Raw genomic sequence first — 20,290 nt, 5'->3', positions numbered from 1 at the left:
AGGAAGCGAACTCATCGAGGACAAAGACCTGATTTCGAATGATTAATAAACAGCGACTATCAATCGCACCCTAGGTCAGGTCTAGGCACTTGTCCGGTGTGACCGGCGACACGAGATGCCATCGTTCTTGGTCATGCCACGGCGGCACGGACCGCCGGAGGCCGGTCAAAGCCGATCCGCGCCGCTGGAGGACCCATGAGCGAGATGCTGGAGCACGTATCCGCGGTCGTCGCCGACGCCGTCGTCGAGGACCCCGAGACGGGCGTGTACCGCGCCAACCGGCGGATCTTCACCGACGAGGAGATCTTCGAGCTCGAGATGAAGCACATCTTCGAGGGGAACTGGATCTATCTCGCTCACGAAAGCCAGCTCCCGAACCCGGGGGACTACTTCACCACCTACATCGGCCGCCAGCCGGTGGTGATCACCCGCGGAAAGGACGGCGAGCTGCACTGCCTGATCAACGCCTGCGCGCACCGCGGCGCGATGATCTGCCGCCGCAAGACCGACAACCGGATCACGCTGACCTGCCCGTTCCACGGATGGACGTTCCGCAACGACGGCAAGCTGCTCAAGGTCAAGGACCCCGACGGGGCCGGCTACCCGGACTCCTTCGACACCGGTGGTTCCCACGACATGACGAAGGTCGCGCGCTTCGACTCCTACCGCGGCTTCCTGTTCGGCAGCCTCAACCCCGACGTCCTCCCGCTGGCCGAGCACCTCGGTGACACCACGAAGATCATCGACATGCTCGTCGACCAGTCTCCAGACGGCCTGGAAGTGCTGCACGGCGCGTCGACCTACACCTACGACGGCAACTGGAAGGTGCAGGCGGAGAACGGCGCCGACGGCTACCACGTCACCGCCACGCACTGGAACTACGCGGCCACCACGGCGCGCAGGAACACCGGGGAGTCCAAGAACAGCACCAAGACTCTCGACGCCGGCAGCTGGGGCAAGTCCGGCGGTGGGTACTGGTCGTTCCCGCACGGGCATCTGTGCCTGTGGACTTGGGCCGGCAATCCCCAGGACCGCCCGCTGTGGCCGCGCATGGACGAGCTGAAGGAGAAGTTCGGCGACGCCAAGGGCGAGTTCATGGTTCGCGGTTCCCGCAACCTCTGCCTCTACCCCAACGTGTACCTGATGGACCAGTTCTCCACCCAGATCCGGCACTTCCGGCCGATCGCGCCGGACAAGACCGAAGTCACCATCTACTGCATCGCGCCCAAGGGTGAAAGCGCCGATGCCCGGGCGTGGCGGATTCGCCAGTACGAGGACTTCTTCAACGCATCCGGCATGGCTACCCCGGACGACCTGGAGGAGTTCCGCTCCTGCCAGCTCACCTTCCGTGCGACGGCCGCGCCGTGGAACGACATGAGCCGCGGCGCGCAGCACTGGCTCACCGGCCCCGATGAGGTCGCCGAAGCCCTCGACATGAAGGGCGTCATCTCCGCGGGCAGGAAGAACGAGGACGAGGGCCTCTACCCCGTCCAGCACGGCTACTGGCGGGAAGCCATGCAGGCCGCCATCGATGCCGAACGAGACAAGACGGCGGGAAGCGACGCCAAGTCCATGTCGACCGCCACCGCGTGAGGAGAATCCGGATGACTGTCACCGCCGACACCACCGAGACGAGTGCCTCCGGCGCTGGAACCGGCAAGACGATCACGCAGCAGGACATCGAGCAGTTCCTCTACCGCGAGGCTCGCTACCTCGACGACCGCGAGTTCGAGAAGTGGCTGGAGTGCTACGCCGCCGACGTCGTCTACTGGATGCCCTCCTGGGGAGACGACGATCTGCTCTCCTCGGACCCGCAGACATCGATCTCGTTGATCTACTACCCGAACAAGGGCGGACTGGAGGACCGCGTCTTCCGCATCCGCACCGAGCGCTCCAGCGCGACCTCGATCCCGGAACCGCGCACCAGCCACAACATCAGCAATGTCGAACTGATCGAGCGCCGTGGCGACCTGGTGGACGTGCGGTTCAACTGGCACACCATGTACTTCCGGTACAAGACCGTGGACCCGTACTACGGGACGTCCTTCTACACCATCGACTTCTCCGGGCCCGCGCCGCTGATCCGCCGCAAGACCGTGGTGCTGAAGAACGACTACATCCACCACGTCGTCGACATCTACCACATCTGAGCGGAGAACGGCCATGACCCACAAGGTCGCGCTGTCCTTCGAGGACGGTGTTACGAGGTTCATCAGCTGCGCGGAGGACCAGACCGTCGCCGACGCGTCCTACCGGCAGCGCATCAACATCCCGCTCGATTGCCGCGACGGCGCCTGCGGCACCTGCAAGGCGTTCTGCGAATCCGGCGACTACGACGGCGGCGCCTACATCGACGACGCGCTCACCCAGGATGAAGCCGCCTGCGGCTACGTGCTGCCGTGCAGCATGAAGCCGAAGTCCGATCTGGTGCTGCGAATCGCGAGCACGTCGGCGGTCGCGAAGACGCAGGCGGCGACCTACCCGGCCACACTGACCGCGCTCGAACGGCTTTCTCCCACCACTGTGGCCGTCACCCTGGAAACACCGGAGCGCGACAAGCTCGCGTTCTTGCCCGGGCAGTACGTCAACATCGCCGTGCCCGGCACCGACGAATCGCGGTCCTACTCGTTCAGCAACGGCCCCGACGACAAGCACTTGACCTTCCTGGTCAAGCTCACGCCCGGGGGCGTGATGTCGGACTACCTGACCGAACGGGCGAAGCAGGGCGACGCGCTTACCTTCACCGGGCCACACGGCAGTTTCTTCCTCCGCGAGACCGAACGGCCCGTACTGCTGCTCGCCGGCGGCACCGGGCTAGCACCGATCCTGTCGATCCTGCGGACCATGCGAGCCACGGGATCGAACCGGCCGGCGCACCTGATCTACGGTGTCACGACCGACGACGACCTCGTCGAAACCGAGACCTTGCGTGATCTTGCCCGGCAGCTCGACAACTTCACCTGGGACTACTGCGCCGCCGACCCGGACAGCAAGGCGCCCAACAAGGGGTACGTCACCACGCTCATCCGCGACCAGCACTTGCACGACGGCGATGTCGCGGTCTACCTCTGCGGTCCGCCGCCGATGGTCGAAGCCGTGCGCAAGCACTTCACCGAAGACGGGTTCGAGCCGACCGGGTTCTACTACGAGAAGTTCGCCCTCGCGGCCAGCACCAGCGTGCCGCCCCGGGCCGAAGGGGTGGCAGCGCCCGAGCTGGACGCCACACCGGGGGACACCGAATCCGAACCGGTTCCGGACGTCGAACCAGGACCTGCGATCGCCCTGGCCACGCTCGGGTCGGATGGCCGCACCGGGGCGAGCCGCACCGTCGCCGGGCAGACCCTCTTCCCGATGGCTACCATCCCACCGCTCAACGCAGGCTCGGCACATCCGGCCGAGCAGGAGAGCGCCACCGCGCGAGCGATCGCCGGCCAGCCGATCTGGCCCGGCACCGGTAGCGGCACCCGGGAACTCGACCCCGGTGAACCGCTGATCGCGGATGCCGCGGCCCGATCGATCGCGGGCCAGGAAGTCCTCCCCGCCCGAGACGACATCGCACCGCTGACCGAACCTGCACCCACGCCTTCTCCAGGCCGCTACGAGATCGGCGAAGAGCACCCGTCGGTGCACGAGTCGGACGCCGTTTTCGAGGCCCGTCAGGCCCTGGAACTCGGCGCACTGGAGATCACCCTGGGCCGGCTCAGCTCCCAGCAGCTCGCCGGCTACCGGCTGCTGGCGGAATCGACCGTGCCCTACGTCGACGGGGACCGGTTTCTCGATGCCGCCGCCTACACCGAAACCAACGCCGCGTTCCACGAGTACCTGTTCACCCTCACCGGCAACGAGCATCTCCTGCAGGCCTACCGCGCGCTCGGCATCAAGGGCCACATGGAGACGACCCTGCGCAACGCAACCTGGTGCCATCCGCGCTGCACCCAGGACCACCTCGACATCGTCACCGCCTTCGAGGCCGGCGACCGCACCACGGCCCGGCGGCTGATCGCCGAGCACGCCGACCGGTCGAAGGTCACGACACGACGGGCGATGGCCGAGGCGGATGCCGCGAAACGACCCCGCTTCGTCACTCCGGGACGGTTCGAGGGCAAGGTCGTCATCGTCACCGGCGCCGCCCAGGGCATCGGCGAGCACGCCGCCCGCAGGATCGCGGCCGAAGGCGGTTCGCTCGTGCTGGCCGATCGCTCGGACCTCGTCGAAGATCTGGCCGGGGAACTGGCGGGCGAGGCGCTGCCAGTGCTCGCTGATCTGGAGACCTGGGAGGGCGCGCAGACCGTGGCCGAGGCGGCGCTCGCGCGGTTCGGGCGGATCGACGTGCTGATCAACAACGTCGGCGGGGCGATCTGGTTCAAGCCGTTCACCGAGTTCTCCCCCGACGAGATCGAGGCCGAGATCCGGCGCTCGCTGATGACGACCCTGTTCTCGTGCCGCGCCGCGCTGCCGTCGATGACGGCCCAGGGCCACGGCGTGATCGTCAATGTGTCGTCAGCGGCGACGCGCGGCATCCACCGCATCCCGTACTCGGCGGCCAAGGGCGGCATCAACGCCATCACCGCCTCGCTCGCGTTCGAGTGCGCCGATGCGGGGATCCGGGTAGTCGCAGCCGCACCCGGCGGCACCGACGCGCCGCCGCGGCGCATCTCCCGCGGTGGCTCGGCGCTGGAGACCGAGCAGGAACGGGCCTGGTTCCAGGCCCACATCGACCAGACCGTGAGCACGTCGCTGATGAAGCGCTACGGCACGCTCGACGAACAGGCCGCGGCGATCGCCTTCCTCGCCTCCGGGGAGGCGTCCTACATCACCGGCACCGTCCTGCCGGTCGCGGGCGGCGACCTCGGTTGACGCCGGCCTGGCCGGGGTCGATGACGCGCCCCGTCCTGCGCCGCAGTTGTGCGGCTTCGCGCCGCCGGGCTGCCCTGGCCGGGGCCGCCCCTCCTGTCCCCACCCAACACTGCCGGGAGTCCCTCATGTCCGAAACCGACGCAATGACGCGCCGGCGCCAGCGCACCGTGTCCTGGGTGGTCGCACTGTCGACCATCGTGCTCGTATTCGACGGATACGACCTCGTCGTGTACGGCACCGTGTTGCCCACCCTGCTCGCCGACCCGGCCCAGCTCGGGCCGATCACGCCCGGCCAGGCGGGCGCACTCGGCAGCTACGCACTCATCGGGGTCCTCGTGGGGGCACTGGCCGCGGGCAGTCTCGGTGACTGGATCGGCCGCCGCAGGATCATGCTGATCAACCTCGCCTGGTTCTCGATCGGGATGGGTGCGACCGCGCTGACCCAGAATGTCACCGCCTTCGGCATTGGCCGGTTCTTCACCGGCATCGGGGTCGGCGCGCTGGTGGCGACAGTCGGGGCGCTGGTGGCGGAGTTCGCCCCGCCGGGACGGCGGAACAGGCTCAACGCCATCGTCTACAGCGGAGTACCCGCCGGTGGCGTGCTGGCCGCCCTGCTCGCCCTCGTGCTGGCCGACGCGGTCGGCTGGCGCGGGCTGTTCTGGATCGGGGCGCTGCCGATCGTGCTCGTGCTTCCGCTGGCCGTGGTGAAGCTGCCGGAATCACCGAAGTGGCTCGCCTCCCGCGGTCGGGTCGAGCAGGCGAAGGTGCTCGCCGAGCGCACCGGAATCGCGCTGCCCGCCGAGCCGGTGAAGCCGGCCGGGACCACCCGCGTGGGGTTCCCGGCGCTGACTACGAGGGAGTTGGCGTGGCCGACGGCGCTGCTGGGCTTGATGAGCTTCGCAGGGCTGCTGCTGACCTACGGGCTCAACACATGGCTACCGCAGATCATGGCCAATAACGGCTACGACAAGAGCTACTCGCTGATGTTCCTGTTCGTGCTCAACCTCGGCGCCATCGTGGGCGGCATGTTCGCGTCGTTGTGGGCCGACCGGGCCGGGGCCAAGCGCGTGGTCGCCACGACGTTCGTCCTCGCTGCGTGCACTCTCGCGCTGCTGCCGCTGCGCCTCCCACTGGGCGCGCTGCTACTAGCGGTCGCAGTGGCCGGCATCGGCACGATCGGCACGCAGGTGCTCGTCTACGGTCTGGCGTCGAACTATTACCCCACCAGGGCGCGCGCAGCCGGTGTCGCGTGGTGTGCGGGCTTCGGCAGGATCGGCGGCATCGTTGGCCCGGTGGTCGGCGGTCTGCTCGTCGGCGCGGGCCTCGGTGGCACCACGACGTTCTACCTGTTCGCCGCTATCGCGGCCGCCGCGGCGGTGGTGACGGTGCTGGTGCCCCGTTCACGCCACGGCGAGGAGGACCTGCCCGTGGCTGCACCAGCGGCTGGCAGTCCTCATCCCGCTTAGGCTGGTCATATGGTCCACACCCGTCCGCCGCTGATCGCCCGCGATACTGCGCTCGCCGACGCACTGGCGCGGGACGGCTCAGCTTTGACCTTCGAGCAGGCGAGGGCCCGGTTCCAGGCCCGCATCGATTAGCCATTTGAGTCGTCGCTGGTCGAGCGATGCGGCTCGCTAGACGAGCAGGCGGGGGCCATCACGTTCCTCGCCTCCGACGAGGCGTCGTATGTGACCGGGACTGTCTTGCCCGTGGCCGGGGCGATCTCAGTTGGCCAGGAACCAACGACGAGGTGGACGTGACGAGAGCAGCAGAGTCGCTGATCGGGCTAGCAGAGCTCGTGGCAGGTCTGGAGCAGCGCCTCCGGGCCGGCCACAACCGCTTCGTCCTGCTCGCCGGCCCGCCCGGGATCGGCAAGTCGGCGGTCGCCGAACATCTCCTGCGGCGTCACGAGGGGCCGCGCCGTCAGGTCACGGCGGCTGCGTGGGAGTCCCACTGTTCGTATGCCCTGCTGTCTCAAGCGTTCCCCGGCTTGGCGACGTCCACCCCGCTCGACACGGCGGAGAAGCTCGTCGAACAACTCGTCCCGGCCACGCTGCTCGTTGTCGACGACGCGCACTTCGCCGACGTGGAATCGCTGCAGACCCTGGCGTCGACCTTGCGCCATCACCCCGAGGCGCGGCTCCAGGTCCTGGCCACCGCCACTACCGGTGACCGCCGCACCGACGCCGAAGTGCTCGACTTGCTGCCGCGGATCGCGACCGACAAGCCCCGGATTCCGCCGCTGGACGCCAGGCAGATCAGCGAGCTGGCCGCGTCTTACGGTGTCGCGCTGCACCCGTGGATGGCCGAGCGGCTGCTGCGCCACACTTCCGGCCGCCCGAAACCGGTCGTCGAGCTGCTCGCGGAGCTACCTCGGGCCACCTGGTCCCAGTTCGACCCGACCCTGCCCGCCCCGGCCGCCGTCGACGCCCGCGTCCGGCAAGCACTCGCGGAGTGTTCGTCGCCGGTTCGGCGATTCGCCGAGGCGACCGCCGTCCTGGGCACCGACACGCCGGTGCGAGACGTGATGGCCTTGGCAGAGCTCGATGTCGACCCGTTGCTCCTGTTGGACGAGGCATCCGAAGCCGGCCTCGTCCAGCTCGCCCGGCGTGGACTCACCCAGGTCAGCCCACCGGACCCCATGGTGCGGGCCGCCGTGCTGACCAGCCTCGGACCAGCGCGGTGCGCCGGCCTGCAGCGTCGCGCCGCGGAGTTGGTCGACGACCCCGTCCGGTCGCTGCGACTGCTGGTCGCCGCCAGTCCGGTCCCCGATGCGGAGGTCGCCGGGCGGTTGGACGACCTCGCCCGCGAACGAGCCGCCGAAGGAGCTTGGGGTACCGCTGCCACTTTGCTCAGCGACGCCGGCCGGCTCACGGATGACCCGCAGCAGCAGCAATCCCGGATCACCTGGGCCGTCGACGCCCTGATCGGCGCGGGCGACGTCTTCCGAGCGGCGGCGTTGGTCCCGGAAGTCGAGAGCCTCCGCGAGACCCCGCTGCGGGACGCTGTCCTCGGCTACCTCGCCGTGGTCCGCGGCCGCGCCGCAGAGGCCGGGACCCGGCTCCGCCGTGCCTGGGACATCGTCAGCACCGATCGCGAACCGGAGACCGCGGCGCTCGTCTGCCAGCGCTACGTCCTCGACGCGCTCGCCCGCTACGACGGCAGCGACCTCGTGCGGTGGGCCGACCGCGCGATCGAACTGGCTGGTGCGGACACGCCCCCCGCTGTTGAAGCCGCGGCCATCCGCGGTCTCGGACTCGCCGGCACCGGACGCGCGAAGCTAGCTCGCCGCGACTACGAGCACCTGACCGGGCGTCTGCGGCACGGCGCCCAGGCCCAGCGCGCGATGCTGGCCCGTGGCTGGCTGAACCTGATCACCGACCGGGTCGACGACGCCCGCATCGACCTCGAAAGCTCGGTCCCCACCACCTATCTCGGCGGGTCCGCGCGGATCTCCCTGTGGGCGCGTGCGTGGCTGGCGCGGACGCAGTTTCTCACCGGAGAGTGCGACGCAGCGCTCACGACTGTCCGCGAGGCCCTGGAACTGCAGGAGAGCACCGGAATTCTGCTGACCGGCCCGCTGCTGCTGTGGACGGCAGCGGCGGTGCATGCGCTGCGCGGTGACTGGGACGCTGCCGAGAGCGTGCTCCTGCAGTGCGCCACCGGCGCGAGCGACTACCAGATCATGCGGATCCCGAGCCAGCTCGCGCGAGCCCACGTCGCCGAGGCCCGCGCCGACTCCGCCGGCGTGCTGCGGGCGCTGTACCCGCTCACCCGTCCCGCTCCGTCCTCCAGCGCCGACGAGCCCGGCCACTGGCCCTGGCACGACATGTACGCCCATGCCCTGGTCCTGCTCGGCCGGTTCGACGAAGCCGACGACTTCCTCGCGCCCCACGAAAAGCTGGCCGCCAAACGCGGACACACCTCCGCCCGCGCCCGCCTCGCCGCCGCCCGCGGTCGTCTCCACGGCGCGCGGAGCGACGTCATCGCCGCAACAGCCTCGTTCGACGAAGCCCTCGAGCTGATCGGCACGCTGCCCCTGCGCTACGACCAAGCCCGCATCAACTTCAGCTACGGCCAGACGTTGCGCCGCCTCGGCCGCCGCGCGCGAGCCGACGTCGCGCTCACCACGGCCCGCGACGGCTTCGCCGCGATGGGGGCGACGACCTACGTCGAACGCTGCGACCGGGAGCTGAAAGCAGGGGGCGTCCACCTCATGCGCTCGGACTCGAAGTTGACTCCCCAGGAGGACGCGGTCACGCGGCTCGTCGCACGAGGAATGTCCAACAAGGAGGTTGCGGCTGAGCTGTTCCTGTCCAGCAAAACAGTTCAGTACCACCTGACGCGCATCTACGCGAAGCTCGGCATCCGCTCCCGAACCGAGCTCGCCGCCCGGCACCACTCCGTTCCCGAAGGGCCCCACCCGGAGGGCTGACATGAGCGTCATCGACAACGCCGTCGACCACCAACGCCCGCTGTGGCCGGAGGTCGCCCTTGTCGCGATGTCCAAACAGGACACGCTTGTGCTGCGGCTCCCGGTGGGGGTAGCAAGCACCGCCGATGTGGCTGGTTCCGAAGCCCCTGATTTCACGGCCGTTCGAGAGGAAGCTGAGCGCATGCGCATCGACCGGCTCGACCCCTCGTGCTCACAACGGCCGACCTGGAAGCCGCGATCGACTTCTACGCCCGCGTGCTGGGCGTGGCGGTGACGACCTTCCGCGAGGTGCGGAAACCACTGGCTCTCGGTGCCAGCAAGATCAACCTGGACCGCGTCGGCCACGGGTCAGCCGTGGTGGCAACGCGCTTCATCAAGGGTTCGCTGCCGTCTGGGCCGCCTCGATGATGTCGTGCAGTAGTGCGTTTGTCCGCTGAAGGTCCTCGACTGTCATGCCGAACTTGTTGAGCATCGCCGCGGGCACCTGGAGCGCTTTGCGTTTGAGGGACCGACCGGCCGGGGTCAGGGTTATTTGCAAAGTGCGTTGATCGTGAGAGGGGCGGACGCGTTCGAGCAAGCCGAGGTGTTCTAGCCGCTTGACCAAGGGGGACAGGGTTCCCGGGTCAAGGTGCAGCAGTTCGCTGAGGTCTTTGATGCCGACCTCGCCGTGTTGCCAGAGCGCAAGCATCACCAGGTACTGCGGGTGGGTCAGCCCAAGGGGCTCCAGCACTGGCTTGTAGGCGGCGACCACGCTGCGCGAAGCGACCGCGAGCGCAAAGCAGACCTGTTCTTCAAGTGCAAGCGGATCGCGCGTGGGGGAAGGCACGTCCGCAGTATACCCAACGATTGGTGCACCAAGCATCCATGGCGACTGCTCGCGAGGCAGTCGTCTCGCATTGCGGAACGACGCCGTGTCCGCGGAGGGGAGCGGCTACGATCGACTTTGCTTGGTGCACCAACTGTTGGTGTGCATTCAATTGTCGCGGGAGCGAGCATGAGCAGAGACAACGTTCTGGTCGACGCGGACTGGGCCCAGAAGAACCTCGATACCGAGGGGGTCGTGTTCCTCGAGGTCGACGAGGACGCCGATGCCTACCACGTCGATCACCTTCGCGGAGCGGTAGGGCTGGACTGGCGCAAGGATCTGCAGGCGCCAGTGGGACGCGACTTTATCGACAAGGCTGGTTTCGAGAGGCTGCTGTCTGCCAAGGGAATCGCCAACGACGACACGGTCGTGCTCTACGGGGGCAACAACAACTGGTTCGCGGCCTACGCGTACTGGTACTTCAAGGTCTACGGCCATCGCGATGTCCGTCTGCTCGACGGTGGCCGCAAGAAGTGGGAGCTCGATGGTCGTGAGCTGAGCACTGAGCCGGTCTTCCGCCCACGCACTCGGTATGTGGCGCAAGACGCCGACAATTCGCTGCGCGCGTTCCGCGACGAGGTGGTGGCCTCGATCGGAGTCAAGACGATCGTGGACGTGCGTTCGGCGCCGGAATTCGCCGGCGAGCTCCTCGCGCCTCCGGCCTTTCCCCAGGAGCAGTCGCAGGTGCCCGGGCATGTCCCGACGGCCAAGAACATCCCGTGGGCGAAGACCGCGGCTGAGGACGGCACGTTCCTGCCTGATGCGGAACTGCGCAAGCTCTACGACGACGCTGGCGTACGCCTGGATGACACGCCAACGATCGTGTACTGCCGCATCGGCGAGCGCAGCGCGCACAGCTGGTTCGTCCTGCACGAGTTGCTCGACCAGAAGGATGTGAAGAACTACGACGGCTCGTGGGTCGAGTACGGCTCGCTCGTCGGTGTGCCCGTAGAACTCTGAGCAGCCTCGGCCCGGACCCGGTGGGCGCATCCGGGCCGGGCCGAACTGGACACCGTGCAGAAGAGCGTCGTTGTTCGAAGCTTTCGCCGAAGCCGGGTTCGTGGCACGGAGGCGGTCGCAACCGGGATCCAGGTGATCTACGACGGGCGACGGCAGGTTCGAAGCTGACCCGCAGCACCGCGCCGATTGCGCTGCGGAACGAGCTGGCCGCGCAGTTCATCGTGCAGTGCCGCCCGATGCTTCGCGCTTCGTGGTCTTGCGCACTATGCCTTGCCTTGCTGCTGGTTTGACCCCAATGATTAGTGTGCTAAACATTGGTGCACACTTCGTGGTCGCGGTGTGAGAGGGCGTGATCTCGAATGCGGAGCCGGGGTCACGTTCTTGGCCGCCTGGCCGCTTCGGCCCGCACCAACCGCCAGATGTTCGGAGACGGATGTGACTGACATAGCCCAACGACCGACCGCGGCGCGTCCTCTGCCGAGGCGCGCGCAAGCGAAGGGGACGGCCGTGGCGCGGATGTTCCGCACCACGGACCACAAGCAGATCGGCATCCTCTACCTGGTCACGTCGATGGCGTTCTTCCTGGTCGGCGGCCTGATGGCGATGCTGATCCGTGGCGAGTTGGCCGTTCCGGGGATGCAGTTCCTGTCGCAGGAGCAGTACAACCAGCTGTTCACCATGCACGGCACGGTCATGCTGCTGCTGTACGCGACGCCGGTGGTGTTCGGCTTCGCGAACTACATCCTGCCGCTGCAGATCGGTTCCCCGGACGTGGCGTTCCCGCGGTTGAACGCTCTCGGATATTGGTTGTTCACCTTCGGCAGCTTGGTCGTGTTGTCGGGGTTCTTCATGCCTGGCGGGGCAGCGGACTTCGGGTGGTTCGCCTACACCCCGTTGTCGGACGCGATCCATTCGCCGGGCCACGGCGCAGACGTGTGGATCGCCGGTCTGGTGGTATCCGGTCTTGGCACGATCCTCGGTGCGGTCAACATGATCACGACGGTGGTCTGCCTGCGCGCGCCCGGCATGACGATGTTCCGGATGCCGATCTTCTCCTGGAACATCCTGGTCACCAGCGTGCTGATCCTGATGGCGTTCCCGATCCTGACCGCCGCGCTGCTCGGTCTGCTGGCCGACCGGCAACTGGGTGCGCACGTGTTCGACCCGGCCAACGGCGGCGTGATCCTCTGGCAGCACCTGTTCTGGTTCTTCGGCCACCCCGAGGTCTACATCGTCGCGCTGCCGTTCTTCGGCATCGTCTCGGAGATCTTCCCGGTGTTCAGCCGCAAGCCGCTGTTCGGCTACACCGGTCTGGTGCTGGCCACGCTGGGCATCGCGACCTTGTCCGCGGTCGTGTGGGCGCACCACATGTACGCCACCGGCGCGGTGCTGCTGCCGTTCTTCGCGTTCACCACCTTCCTGATCGCGGTCCCGACCGGCATCAAGTTCTTCAACTGGATCGGCACCATGTGGAAGGGGCAGCTGACCTTCGAGACGCCGATGATCTTCAGCGTCGGCTTCCTCGTCACCTTCCTCTTCGGCGGCCTGACCGGTGTCCTGCTGGCCGCCCCGCCGGTGAACTTCCACGTCTCGGACACCTACTTCGTGGTGGCCCACTTCCACTACGTGCTCTACGGCACGATCGTGTTCGCCACCTTCGCCGGCATCTACTTCTGGTTCCCCAAGATCACGGGCCGGATGATGGACGAGCGACTGGGCAAGCTGCACTTCTGGCTGACCTTCATCGGTTTCCACGGCACGTTCCTGGTGCAGCACTGGCTGGGCAACGAGGGCATGCCGCGTCGATACGCCGACTACCTGGAATCTGATGGGTTCACCGCGCTGAACACGATCTCGACGATCGGCGCGTTCATCCTGGGCGCATCGATGCTGCCGTTCCTCTACAACGTGTTCAAGAGTTACCGCTACGGCGAGGTCGTCACGGTCGACGACCCGTGGGGTTTCGGCAACTCCCTGGAGTGGGCGACGTCCTGCCCGCCGCCGCGGCACAACTTCACCGAGCTGCCCCGGATCCGTTCCGAGCGCCCGGCCTTCGAGCTGCACTACCCGCACATCTCCGAGCGCATGCGTAGAGAAGCGCACATCGGACTCACCGGCAAGACCCTCGCACACGGCAACGATTCGGCACGGCCCGCCGAGGCCTCCGGTGAGCTCGATCCGGCCGAGAAATGATCACGGACCGCATGCCGTCGTTCGAAGTGCTCATGCTGGCGATCGAGCGGACTCGTTGCTAGTGGCGCAAAGCGCGTGTCGCAGAAGCCCGTGCTTTCGGATGCCACATGCCGAAGCCGAGACCGCGTGAAGGAGGGACAAACGCGGGTGGGAGGAGCGAGCGTGATCGAAAATGGAGAGGACGAAGGGAACCTCTACGCGGCGATCGGGGGTGAAGCGACCTTCCACCGAATAGTCGCACGGTTCTACCGGGAGGTAGCTCAAGACGAGCTTCTCCGGCCGATGTATCCCGATGCCGACATGGCCGGTGCGGAGGACCGGCAGCGACTGTTCCTCATGCAGTACTGGGGAGGGCCCCGAACTTACTCGGAAACGCGCGGACATCCCCGGCTGCGCTGGCGGCATGCGAGGTTCGTCATCGGCCCCGCCGAACGGGATGCCTGGGTGAGGTGCATGCGCACAGCGGTCACGCCGAGCGGCTCGCAGAACCGCATCTGAGCCGGTTACTGCGCTATCTGGAAACTGCTGCTCAAAGCCTGGTGAATGCCGAAGAAAAGCAGACCGACGGCACCGTGTGATCGTTCGGCGGAGTGACTCGGTGCTACGCGGCATCTCGCGGTCACACCACGACTTCGTGCTCACGTCGTATCTTGCCCTTCGCCGCGGCGCAAGCCGACATCGCTGACGTGGAAACGGTTTTGGCGGCGGGACCCGTCCCGCCGCCAGACCATGATGTTGTACAAGCGGGTGCAGTACGTACTCAAGCTGGTCCTCATCTGCCGCGCCGCCGCGTTGTGTTCACTGGAGGAACGTGGCGCGGATGCCCCGTCCTTTTGGGCGGGGAGGAAGCGCGTCAATTCTGCGCCTGGGGTGGCCACTCAGCCGGTGGGTCGGGCTTGCCGAGCTTGAATTACACGCTGCGCGGGTTCCGGGTCAAGGATTCTCGCCTGCACCTGGCGGGCGGCATCGTGGCTGCTGTGGTGTGGTCCCGAGAGCTTCCCGCCGCGCCTTCCTGGGTGCGGGTGTACCGCGATGCGCTGGGCCACTGGTACGCGAGCTTCGTGGTCGAAACCCGGGTCCAGCCGTTCCCGGAAACAGGCCGTGTGATCGGTATCGACTGGGGAGTGAAGGAAACCGCCACCTTCACATCCGACGATCACGATCTCCCCCACGCCCAGCATGGTAAGAACGCGGCGGCGAAACTTGCCCGGTATCAGCGCATGATGGCCCGACGCCGCGCACCGCGCGGGAAGGCCCAGACCAAGGGCTACCGCAAGGCACAACGCCAAGCGGCCAAGGCACACAAGAAGATCGCCCGGCAACGCCAGGACACCGCCCGCATGTGGGCTAAGCGCGTGGTAGCCGATCATGATGCGATCGCCGTTGCGGACTTCCGCCCGAAGTTCCTGGCCAAAACCACGATGGCTCGCAAAGCCGCCGATGCGGCGATTACGGCCACGAAGAACGAACTGATCATGATGGGGCGCAAGCACGGCCGACAGGTCGTGTTGGTGGACCCGAAGAACACGACCAAAGAGTGCGCCAAGTGCGGAGCGAGAACCAAGCACGCCTTGCCGCTGTCCGAACGTACCTACACCTGCACCGCATGCGGCCACGCGTCTCCGAGGGATAAGAACTCGGCGCATGTGATGCTCGTCCGGGCTGGGCTGTACCCGGCTGGTGATGAGAGCGGAAGACCTCCCGGCTCGCAGAGCCGGGAGGCAGCTTGAGCCAGAAATCCCCACCATGCCGTGTCGGGCGCCGAGATCAAGAATCTCCGCCCTTCACGACGGGGAGCAGTCAATGCCTCAGCAAGGTTCTGTCGGACAATGACTCGGGACGGGTCAGCGATGCCCGATCTCGATCTTCGAGCGTGGTGAGCACGGCTGGTCTTCCCCATCGCTGGAATATCAAGGCAGACCGTCGATGAGTGACTGGACAGTTGAGCGTTCGCCAGTGAAGAACGGGGTCTCCTCGCGAACGTGGCGCCTGGCATCGGTGGCGCGGAAGACGCGCATCAGGTCGACCAGGCGGACTGGGTCGTCTGCCTCGAGGGCGAGGATCCACTCGTAATCACCGAGGCCAAATGCGGCGACCGTGTTGGAAAGCACGTCTGAGAAGTCATGCGCCGCCCGTCCGTGGTTGGCGAGCATGTCCTTGCGTTCATCAGCCGGCAGCAGGTACCACTCGTAGGAACGGACGAACGGATAGACAGCAAGGAATTGGCCCGGAGTTGTGCCGTGAAGGTATGCGGGGATGTGACTGGTGTTGAACTCCGCAGGCCGATGCACGCCCGCAGTGCTCCACACGGGGATGCTGCTTCTGCCCCACGCAGTCCGGCGCAGCCCGGAGTACGCGTTCTGGAGCGCGGAGATGGTCGGGGCATGCCACCATACGAGCCAGTCTGCGTCTGCGCGGAGGCCGGATAGCCGGTACAAGCCGCGTACAGTGACGGAGCTGCTGGGGAGTCCGGCGAAGTATTCTTCAGCTTCTTCCGCAATCGGACGCTTAGCAGACGACGCTCCTGGAACGGCTTTGAACACGGACCACATCGTGTATTCGATTCGGTCGGCGAGGTTGGTGACCATAGTAGTGCTCTCTCGGGTAGGTCAGGGGACGACGGTTGGCTTGAGCAGGACGAAAGCTTCGAGGGAGATCGCGAACACGTATCGAACGGCGACAGAGCGTGCACCGCTGAGAGGTGTGCGTCGCCGTGGTGAATTCGCCCTCGGCGCGCAGGATCTCTTCCTAGCTCGGCTAGTCGAGCATGTAGTACCCGGGCGGCAGCGGGATGTGTCCAGGAGGAGAAGGTGCTTCATTGCTGGGCGCCAGACGACTGCGGAGACATCCGGTCGCCTGCCGAGTGACGCCAACTGCTGGCAGCGTCTACTAGCCGCTCGTTGTCGGCCTGGACCGAGATGGTCGCCCTTACGCCGTCGGGTGGGAACGAGCGCACGATGACGCCCTCGCGTCGGCAGTGCTCGGCGAATGCGTCGGCATGCACACCGAGCGGGAGCCAGAGGAAGTTCGCTTCTGAATCCTGCACCGGCAGCCCGAGTCTGCGCAGACGCTCTGCAACCCATCGTCGGCCCGCAGCGACACCTGCAACACGCTTGTCCATCTCATCGACAGCATGCAGGGACGCAATCGCCGCCGCTTGGGCCACGGTGCTGACGTTGAAGGGTGATCGGATGGCTCGCACTGCGTGGAGAAGCTCCGGTGCGCCGATCGCGTAGCCCACCCGCAACCCTGCAAGGCCGTACGCCTTGGAGAAGGTGCGCAACATGACGACGTTCCGCCATCCGGCGCGGTACCAATCGATCGCGTGCGGAGTCACGCCAGTTGCAAACTCCGCGTACGCCTCATCGACCACGACAGGGACCGACTTGGGTACGGCTTCCAAGAACGCCGTCAACTCATCGTCGGTAATCACGGCGCCGGTCGGGTTGTTCGGGCTGCACAGGAACGCGACGCCGACCTGGTCCGCGCTCGCGCAAGCGGCGGCGAGGACTGGCAGATCGAGGCGGCCGTCTGGGGTGTTCGGCACCGTGATCGCGCGAGCATGGGAGGTCTGCGCGTAGAGGCGATATGCCTCGAACGAGCGCCAACCAAACGCGACCGCGTCGCCGGGCTCGCAGGTCGCCTGAACGAGCTCCTGGCACAGCAAACTGGAACCGCAGCCGATGATCACCTCATCAGGGGAGACGGCCCACCGCTCGGCCAGGGCGGTACGCAACGCGGTCGCATGGTTGTCCGGGTAACGATTCGCCTCGGCGCTTGCCGCGGAGATGGCCTCGAGGACACCCGGCAGCGGGGGATGACCAGATTCGTTGCTCGATAACTTGATGGCTCCCGGCACGGCCTCACCGGCACGATAACCGCCGCGTGCGGCCAGATCTGGCCGCACGCGCACCCGCTCACCGAGGCCATGTTCCTCGGGCCGTGTCATGGGCCACCTCCCGGATAGTTTGCGCACTAATCATTAGTGTACTCGATAACTTGGATCGGAAGTGCTGCGGCCATCGGATCCGTCCGCTCGCTCGGCAGTGATCAAGTCCGCGGCGGTGGTCGAGGTGATCCACCTCTCCCAATGTCCACATCGGATTCTCTGCGGAGCGCATCATCGAGGTGGCCTCGGCCGAGGACGGCACGATTACCTGGTCTCACCGCGGTCAGAAGCCTCGTACGCCGGCTCTGGTCATGGCTCAGCAAGGGCTTGAGAGAGCCGATCCCGCTGGCGGACGTGCGCAGCCCGATGTCGGTACTGCGCAGTGATCGGTCGCTCGCCCTGACCCTCTTGCTCTCGTTGGGCTTGTAGTGCTCGTCATCCCGATGGCCTTCAACGGGCTGACAGCGCTCGGGGCCTCGCACCGAGTGATTCTGGCCGGTATCGCGGTCTCATCGCAGCGGAGATGGTCGATCCCGACGATCCGGGGGCCAGCGAAACCAGGTCGGTGGCGCGTCCCAGGGGCGCACTCAGCCGGGGCGCATGGGCGGTTCTCGCCGTATCCCGGCGGTCCCCAACTGGTCGGTGCCGTCGGTCCGCCCGGCCGAGCGTTTCGCCAGTTCGAGGGAGGCCTTCTGCGCAGCGCATGGTCAGGCAGAAATCGGGTCAGTAGTTGAACGACACGATCGCGTCGCGCGAGCAGAAGTCTGGGAGGGCGTTGCGGTCGACGCACACGTGAATCGCGGCGCGTGCTGCGGTCGCTTCATGCCTCAGCCTGCGGGACAGGGGCCCGCTGGCGTGAGTGTTGGTTCGGGCGGACTCGCTGCTGCCCGCGCTTTCCCACTTGCCCTCTACGAGGAAGAAGAACTCCACCCTTACGAACGTGGGCATGCCATCGTCGCGCAGGTCACGCCAATTGGCGCCGACTGTCGCGTAGACACCCCCGTTGTTGGCGAAGTCTCCGTCTGCGGAGCCGATGGCCGTTTGGCCGCTCTTGGCGTAGATCGGCCCCCACAGCTTGCCGGCCGCATTGGCAGCAGGTGTCACCACCGTCGGCGCGAGCAGTGACGCGGCGACCATCGCGGACGCCGTGAGAACGCTCGGGAAACCAACTCGTGCCATGGTCCCTCCCAGATCGGCAAGGCGCATCGTCTGAATGCGTGAGCGGAGTCTGGCACGGACTCGGCTTGGCCGTGACGCGAATCAACCCGTTTAACCCGGTCGGACATCGAGTCGATTGTTGCCGGACCGGATATCTCCAGTGGCTGTCAGATGTCGCTCGCACGACGAACCGGCGAGCGGGCCGAGAGATCGCCGGGCCCCTTCCCGGTCACAAGCTGCGCGCCTCGCGGGCGGGTTCGAGTCGTTGGGCGAGGGATCCGCCCGCGAAGGCATCGAGGTGGCCCGCTGCAGCGTCGGGCGGCTGATGCGTCGGCCAGGCATCACCGGCGCCGTGCGGGGCAAACCCAAACGGACCACGATCCCGGCGAAAGACGGTGTGCGGGCCGGTGATCTGGTCAACCGGGACTTCGCCACTCAGCGGCCGAATGCCCTGTGGGCACGGATTTCACGTATGTTCCGACGTGGGCCGGCATCGTGCATGTCGCGTTCGTCCTGGACGTATTCTCCCGCCGGATCGTGGGCTGGAAAGCCGACACCAGCCGGGACACCTCGCTGGTGCCGGACGCACTGGAGATGGCGTTGTGGACGCGTGATCACACTGGGCACCCGGTCGGATCGGGCCTGGTACAGCATTCCGATGCCGGGAGTCGATATACGTCTATTGCGTTCACCAATCGCCTTGTGCAGCAAGGGATTGACGCCTCGATCGGCACGGTCGGCGACGCCTACGACAGCGCTCTGATGGAGTCGGCGACCGGGCTGTACAAGACCGAACTGATCAAGCCCGGCGGTCCGTGGCGCACCCTCGGCGACGTCGAGTTCACCACCCTGGAATACGTTGACTGGTATAGCAATCAGCGACTGCACGGCGAAATCGGACACCTCCCGAGTGCGAAGCCATCTGCTTCCGTCAACACCGCCTGGTCCCGGCAATGGCACTCAACTAATCGGAGCCGAGGGAACTGGGCAGTCCAAGCGCACCTGGGGTGGGCCTCTGCGCGCGAGTTCGTGGAGTTTGCGCAGGACGTCGCCGGTTGGTGACTTCTTGAATCCTGCGGGCAGGTCGAAGTACTGGATGGCGGTGTCGGTGCCGATGAGATGTTCGAGGAGGGCGGCTCGGGACGACCGTAGGGCGTCTAGGACCGTGCGGATGGCCAAGCTGTGGAGACAGCAGCGTCGTGCGAGGTTGGGATATGTGTGACTCATGGGTTCGGAGAGAAGGATGTGAAATGCGTAGACGAGCCGAGATGTATTCAAATCCAATCTCTCCTGCTTGCTTGGTGAGACTGCAGCTGCGCTATGTGGGAGAGTGGTGGTGGCGGTTTCGTTCTTTCTGAGTGCGGAGGGGCAGCATGGAGATCAGGCCCCAGGCGGTTGTCCTCCCCAAGGAGACCGATCATTTGGAGCAGGGGAAGTACGGTCCTGTTTTTCCGAGGACTCCTGCGTGTTATGGGTTCACCATCATCGCGAACGTGAAGCCGGGCCGGGCCGAGGTGATCCGCGAATACGGCTACACCCTGGCCAAGGCTTTGGAGGGGGATCCTTATCTTCTCGCTCCGTTGAAGTTGCACTACTTGCGCTGGGTGCTGTTCGACGACGACACGCGTTTCATGTACCAGGGGATCTTCGACACCGATTTCGACAAGTACACCGAAGATGCCATCGCGTTGTTCAGCAAGGCCGGAGTGAGCACGGCTTTTGAGAATCTCGAGGGATTTCCGGAGGACTGGCGTACCAATCCGGAGGCGTTCGTCAGATTCGTGCGGGAGCACCACTGCCCGAGTTTCATCGAGTACGGGGAGTATCCGTACGTCACGGCTGATGAGGTTAAGAAGGCGCTGCGGATCAAGGGCGCTTTGTCGGAGATGCTCGATCAGTTGCAGTGAGAAATGGCTTCGGACTGGCTGGCCCA

General features: G+C 66.3%; 17 protein-coding genes and 1 pseudogene. 14 read left to right on the top strand and 4 right to left on the bottom strand.

Annotated features, from left to right (window positions below):
• Nucleotides 1–195 precede the first annotated feature (195 nt).
• The 8 genes from benA (at nt 196) to BLW84_RS46505 (ending at nt 9,566) form a co-directional block, all read left to right on the top strand.
• Nucleotides 196–1,593 (top strand): benzoate 1,2-dioxygenase large subunit, encoded by a 1,398-nt coding sequence (benA, locus tag BLW84_RS26470; RefSeq protein WP_093270339.1) that lies wholly within the window; start codon nt 196–198, stop codon nt 1,591–1,593.
• 11 nt (nt 1,594–1,604) lie between these two features.
• Entirely contained in the window at nt 1,605–2,150 is a 546-nt protein-coding gene (gene benB / locus BLW84_RS26465) for a benzoate 1,2-dioxygenase small subunit (protein ID WP_093270337.1), read from the top strand.
• 13 nt (nt 2,151–2,163) lie between these two features.
• Entirely contained in the window at nt 2,164–4,857 is a 2,694-nt protein-coding gene (benC, locus tag BLW84_RS26460) for a benzoate 1,2-dioxygenase electron transfer component BenC (protein WP_093270334.1), read from the top strand.
• A gap of 125 nt (nt 4,858–4,982) precedes the next feature.
• Entirely contained in the window at nt 4,983–6,323 is a 1,341-nt protein-coding gene (locus tag BLW84_RS26455) for an MFS transporter (protein ID WP_093270331.1), read from the top strand.
• Between the two features lie 9 nt (nt 6,324–6,332).
• Nucleotides 6,333–6,455, top strand: a complete 123-nt coding sequence (locus BLW84_RS49970) for a hypothetical protein (protein WP_281247447.1) — start codon at nt 6,333–6,335, stop codon at nt 6,453–6,455.
• A gap of 15 nt (nt 6,456–6,470) precedes the next feature.
• Nucleotides 6,471–6,617: an SDR family oxidoreductase gene (locus BLW84_RS50170; protein ID WP_342743178.1), complete on the top strand. Its 147-nt coding sequence runs from the start codon at nt 6,471–6,473 to the stop codon at nt 6,615–6,617.
• On the top strand, nt 6,614–9,292 hold the full coding sequence (locus BLW84_RS26450) for a helix-turn-helix transcriptional regulator (RefSeq protein WP_177226692.1): 2,679 nt from the start codon (nt 6,614–6,616) through the stop codon (nt 9,290–9,292). Before BLW84_RS50170 ends, BLW84_RS26450 begins: the two co-directional genes overlap by 4 nt.
• Nucleotide 9,293: 1 nt before the next feature.
• The gene (locus tag BLW84_RS46505; RefSeq protein WP_143061109.1) at nt 9,294–9,566 is read left to right on the top strand and encodes a hypothetical protein; all 273 of its coding nucleotides are present in this window, start codon (nt 9,294–9,296) and stop codon (nt 9,564–9,566) included.
• 99 nt (nt 9,567–9,665) lie between these two features.
• On the opposite strand, the gene BLW84_RS26440 is transcribed toward BLW84_RS46505, so the two are convergent.
• Complete coding sequence (locus tag BLW84_RS26440) at nt 9,666–10,118, bottom strand: MarR family winged helix-turn-helix transcriptional regulator (RefSeq protein ID WP_245761390.1); 453 nt, start codon at nt 10,116–10,118, stop codon at nt 9,666–9,668.
• 168 nt (nt 10,119–10,286) lie between these two features.
• Here BLW84_RS26440 and BLW84_RS26435 point away from each other — a divergent pair, with 168 nt between their 5' ends.
• From BLW84_RS26435 to BLW84_RS26420, 4 genes and pseudogenes are all read left to right on the top strand, one after another.
• Nucleotides 10,287–11,117 carry a sulfurtransferase gene (locus BLW84_RS26435; protein WP_093270321.1) on the top strand — a complete coding sequence of 277 codons (831 nt, stop codon included), beginning with the start codon at nt 10,287–10,289 and terminating at the stop codon, nt 11,115–11,117.
• A 516-nt stretch (nt 11,118–11,633) separates the two neighbouring features.
• Nucleotides 11,634–13,310: an aa3-type cytochrome oxidase subunit I gene (gene ctaD / locus BLW84_RS26430; RefSeq protein WP_425441759.1), complete on the top strand. Its 1,677-nt coding sequence runs from the start codon at nt 11,634–11,636 to the stop codon at nt 13,308–13,310.
• Between the two features lie 165 nt (nt 13,311–13,475).
• Nucleotides 13,476–13,888 (top strand): annotated as a pseudogene (locus tag BLW84_RS26425) (globin domain-containing protein).
• A gap of 327 nt (nt 13,889–14,215) precedes the next feature.
• The gene (locus BLW84_RS26420) at nt 14,216–15,040 is read left to right on the top strand and encodes an RNA-guided endonuclease InsQ/TnpB family protein (RefSeq protein ID WP_218157476.1); all 825 of its coding nucleotides are present in this window, start codon (nt 14,216–14,218) and stop codon (nt 15,038–15,040) included.
• A 180-nt stretch (nt 15,041–15,220) separates the two neighbouring features.
• On the opposite strand, the gene hemQ is transcribed toward BLW84_RS26420, so the two are convergent.
• From hemQ to BLW84_RS26405, 3 genes are all read right to left on the bottom strand, one after another.
• The gene (hemQ, locus tag BLW84_RS26415; RefSeq protein WP_093270315.1) at nt 15,221–15,898 is read right to left on the bottom strand and encodes a hydrogen peroxide-dependent heme synthase; all 678 of its coding nucleotides are present in this window, start codon (nt 15,896–15,898) and stop codon (nt 15,221–15,223) included.
• Between the two features lie 227 nt (nt 15,899–16,125).
• Complete coding sequence (hisC, locus tag BLW84_RS26410) at nt 16,126–17,259, bottom strand: histidinol-phosphate transaminase (protein ID WP_093270312.1); 1,134 nt, start codon at nt 17,257–17,259, stop codon at nt 16,126–16,128.
• 663 nt (nt 17,260–17,922) lie between these two features.
• Nucleotides 17,923–18,378 (bottom strand): hypothetical protein, encoded by a 456-nt coding sequence (locus BLW84_RS26405; RefSeq protein WP_143061108.1) that lies wholly within the window; start codon nt 18,376–18,378, stop codon nt 17,923–17,925.
• A 432-nt stretch (nt 18,379–18,810) separates the two neighbouring features.
• On the opposite strand from BLW84_RS26405, the gene BLW84_RS26400 reads away from it, so the two are divergent.
• Both BLW84_RS26400 and BLW84_RS26395 read left to right on the top strand, forming a co-directional pair.
• Nucleotides 18,811–19,419 (top strand): DDE-type integrase/transposase/recombinase, encoded by a 609-nt coding sequence (locus tag BLW84_RS26400; RefSeq protein WP_093270306.1) that lies wholly within the window; start codon nt 18,811–18,813, stop codon nt 19,417–19,419.
• 311 nt (nt 19,420–19,730) lie between these two features.
• The gene (locus BLW84_RS26395) at nt 19,731–20,264 is read left to right on the top strand and encodes a hypothetical protein (protein WP_093270303.1); all 534 of its coding nucleotides are present in this window, start codon (nt 19,731–19,733) and stop codon (nt 20,262–20,264) included.
• Nucleotides 20,265–20,290 lie beyond the last annotated feature (26 nt).

It is taken from the genome of Saccharopolyspora shandongensis, assembly GCF_900106995.1.
In the GTDB taxonomy this organism is placed as follows: Bacteria; Actinomycetota; Actinomycetes; order Mycobacteriales; family Pseudonocardiaceae; genus Saccharopolyspora; species Saccharopolyspora shandongensis.
Note: the sequence above shows the minus strand (reverse complement) of the source record. Positions and strands in the feature narration are given on the sequence as shown.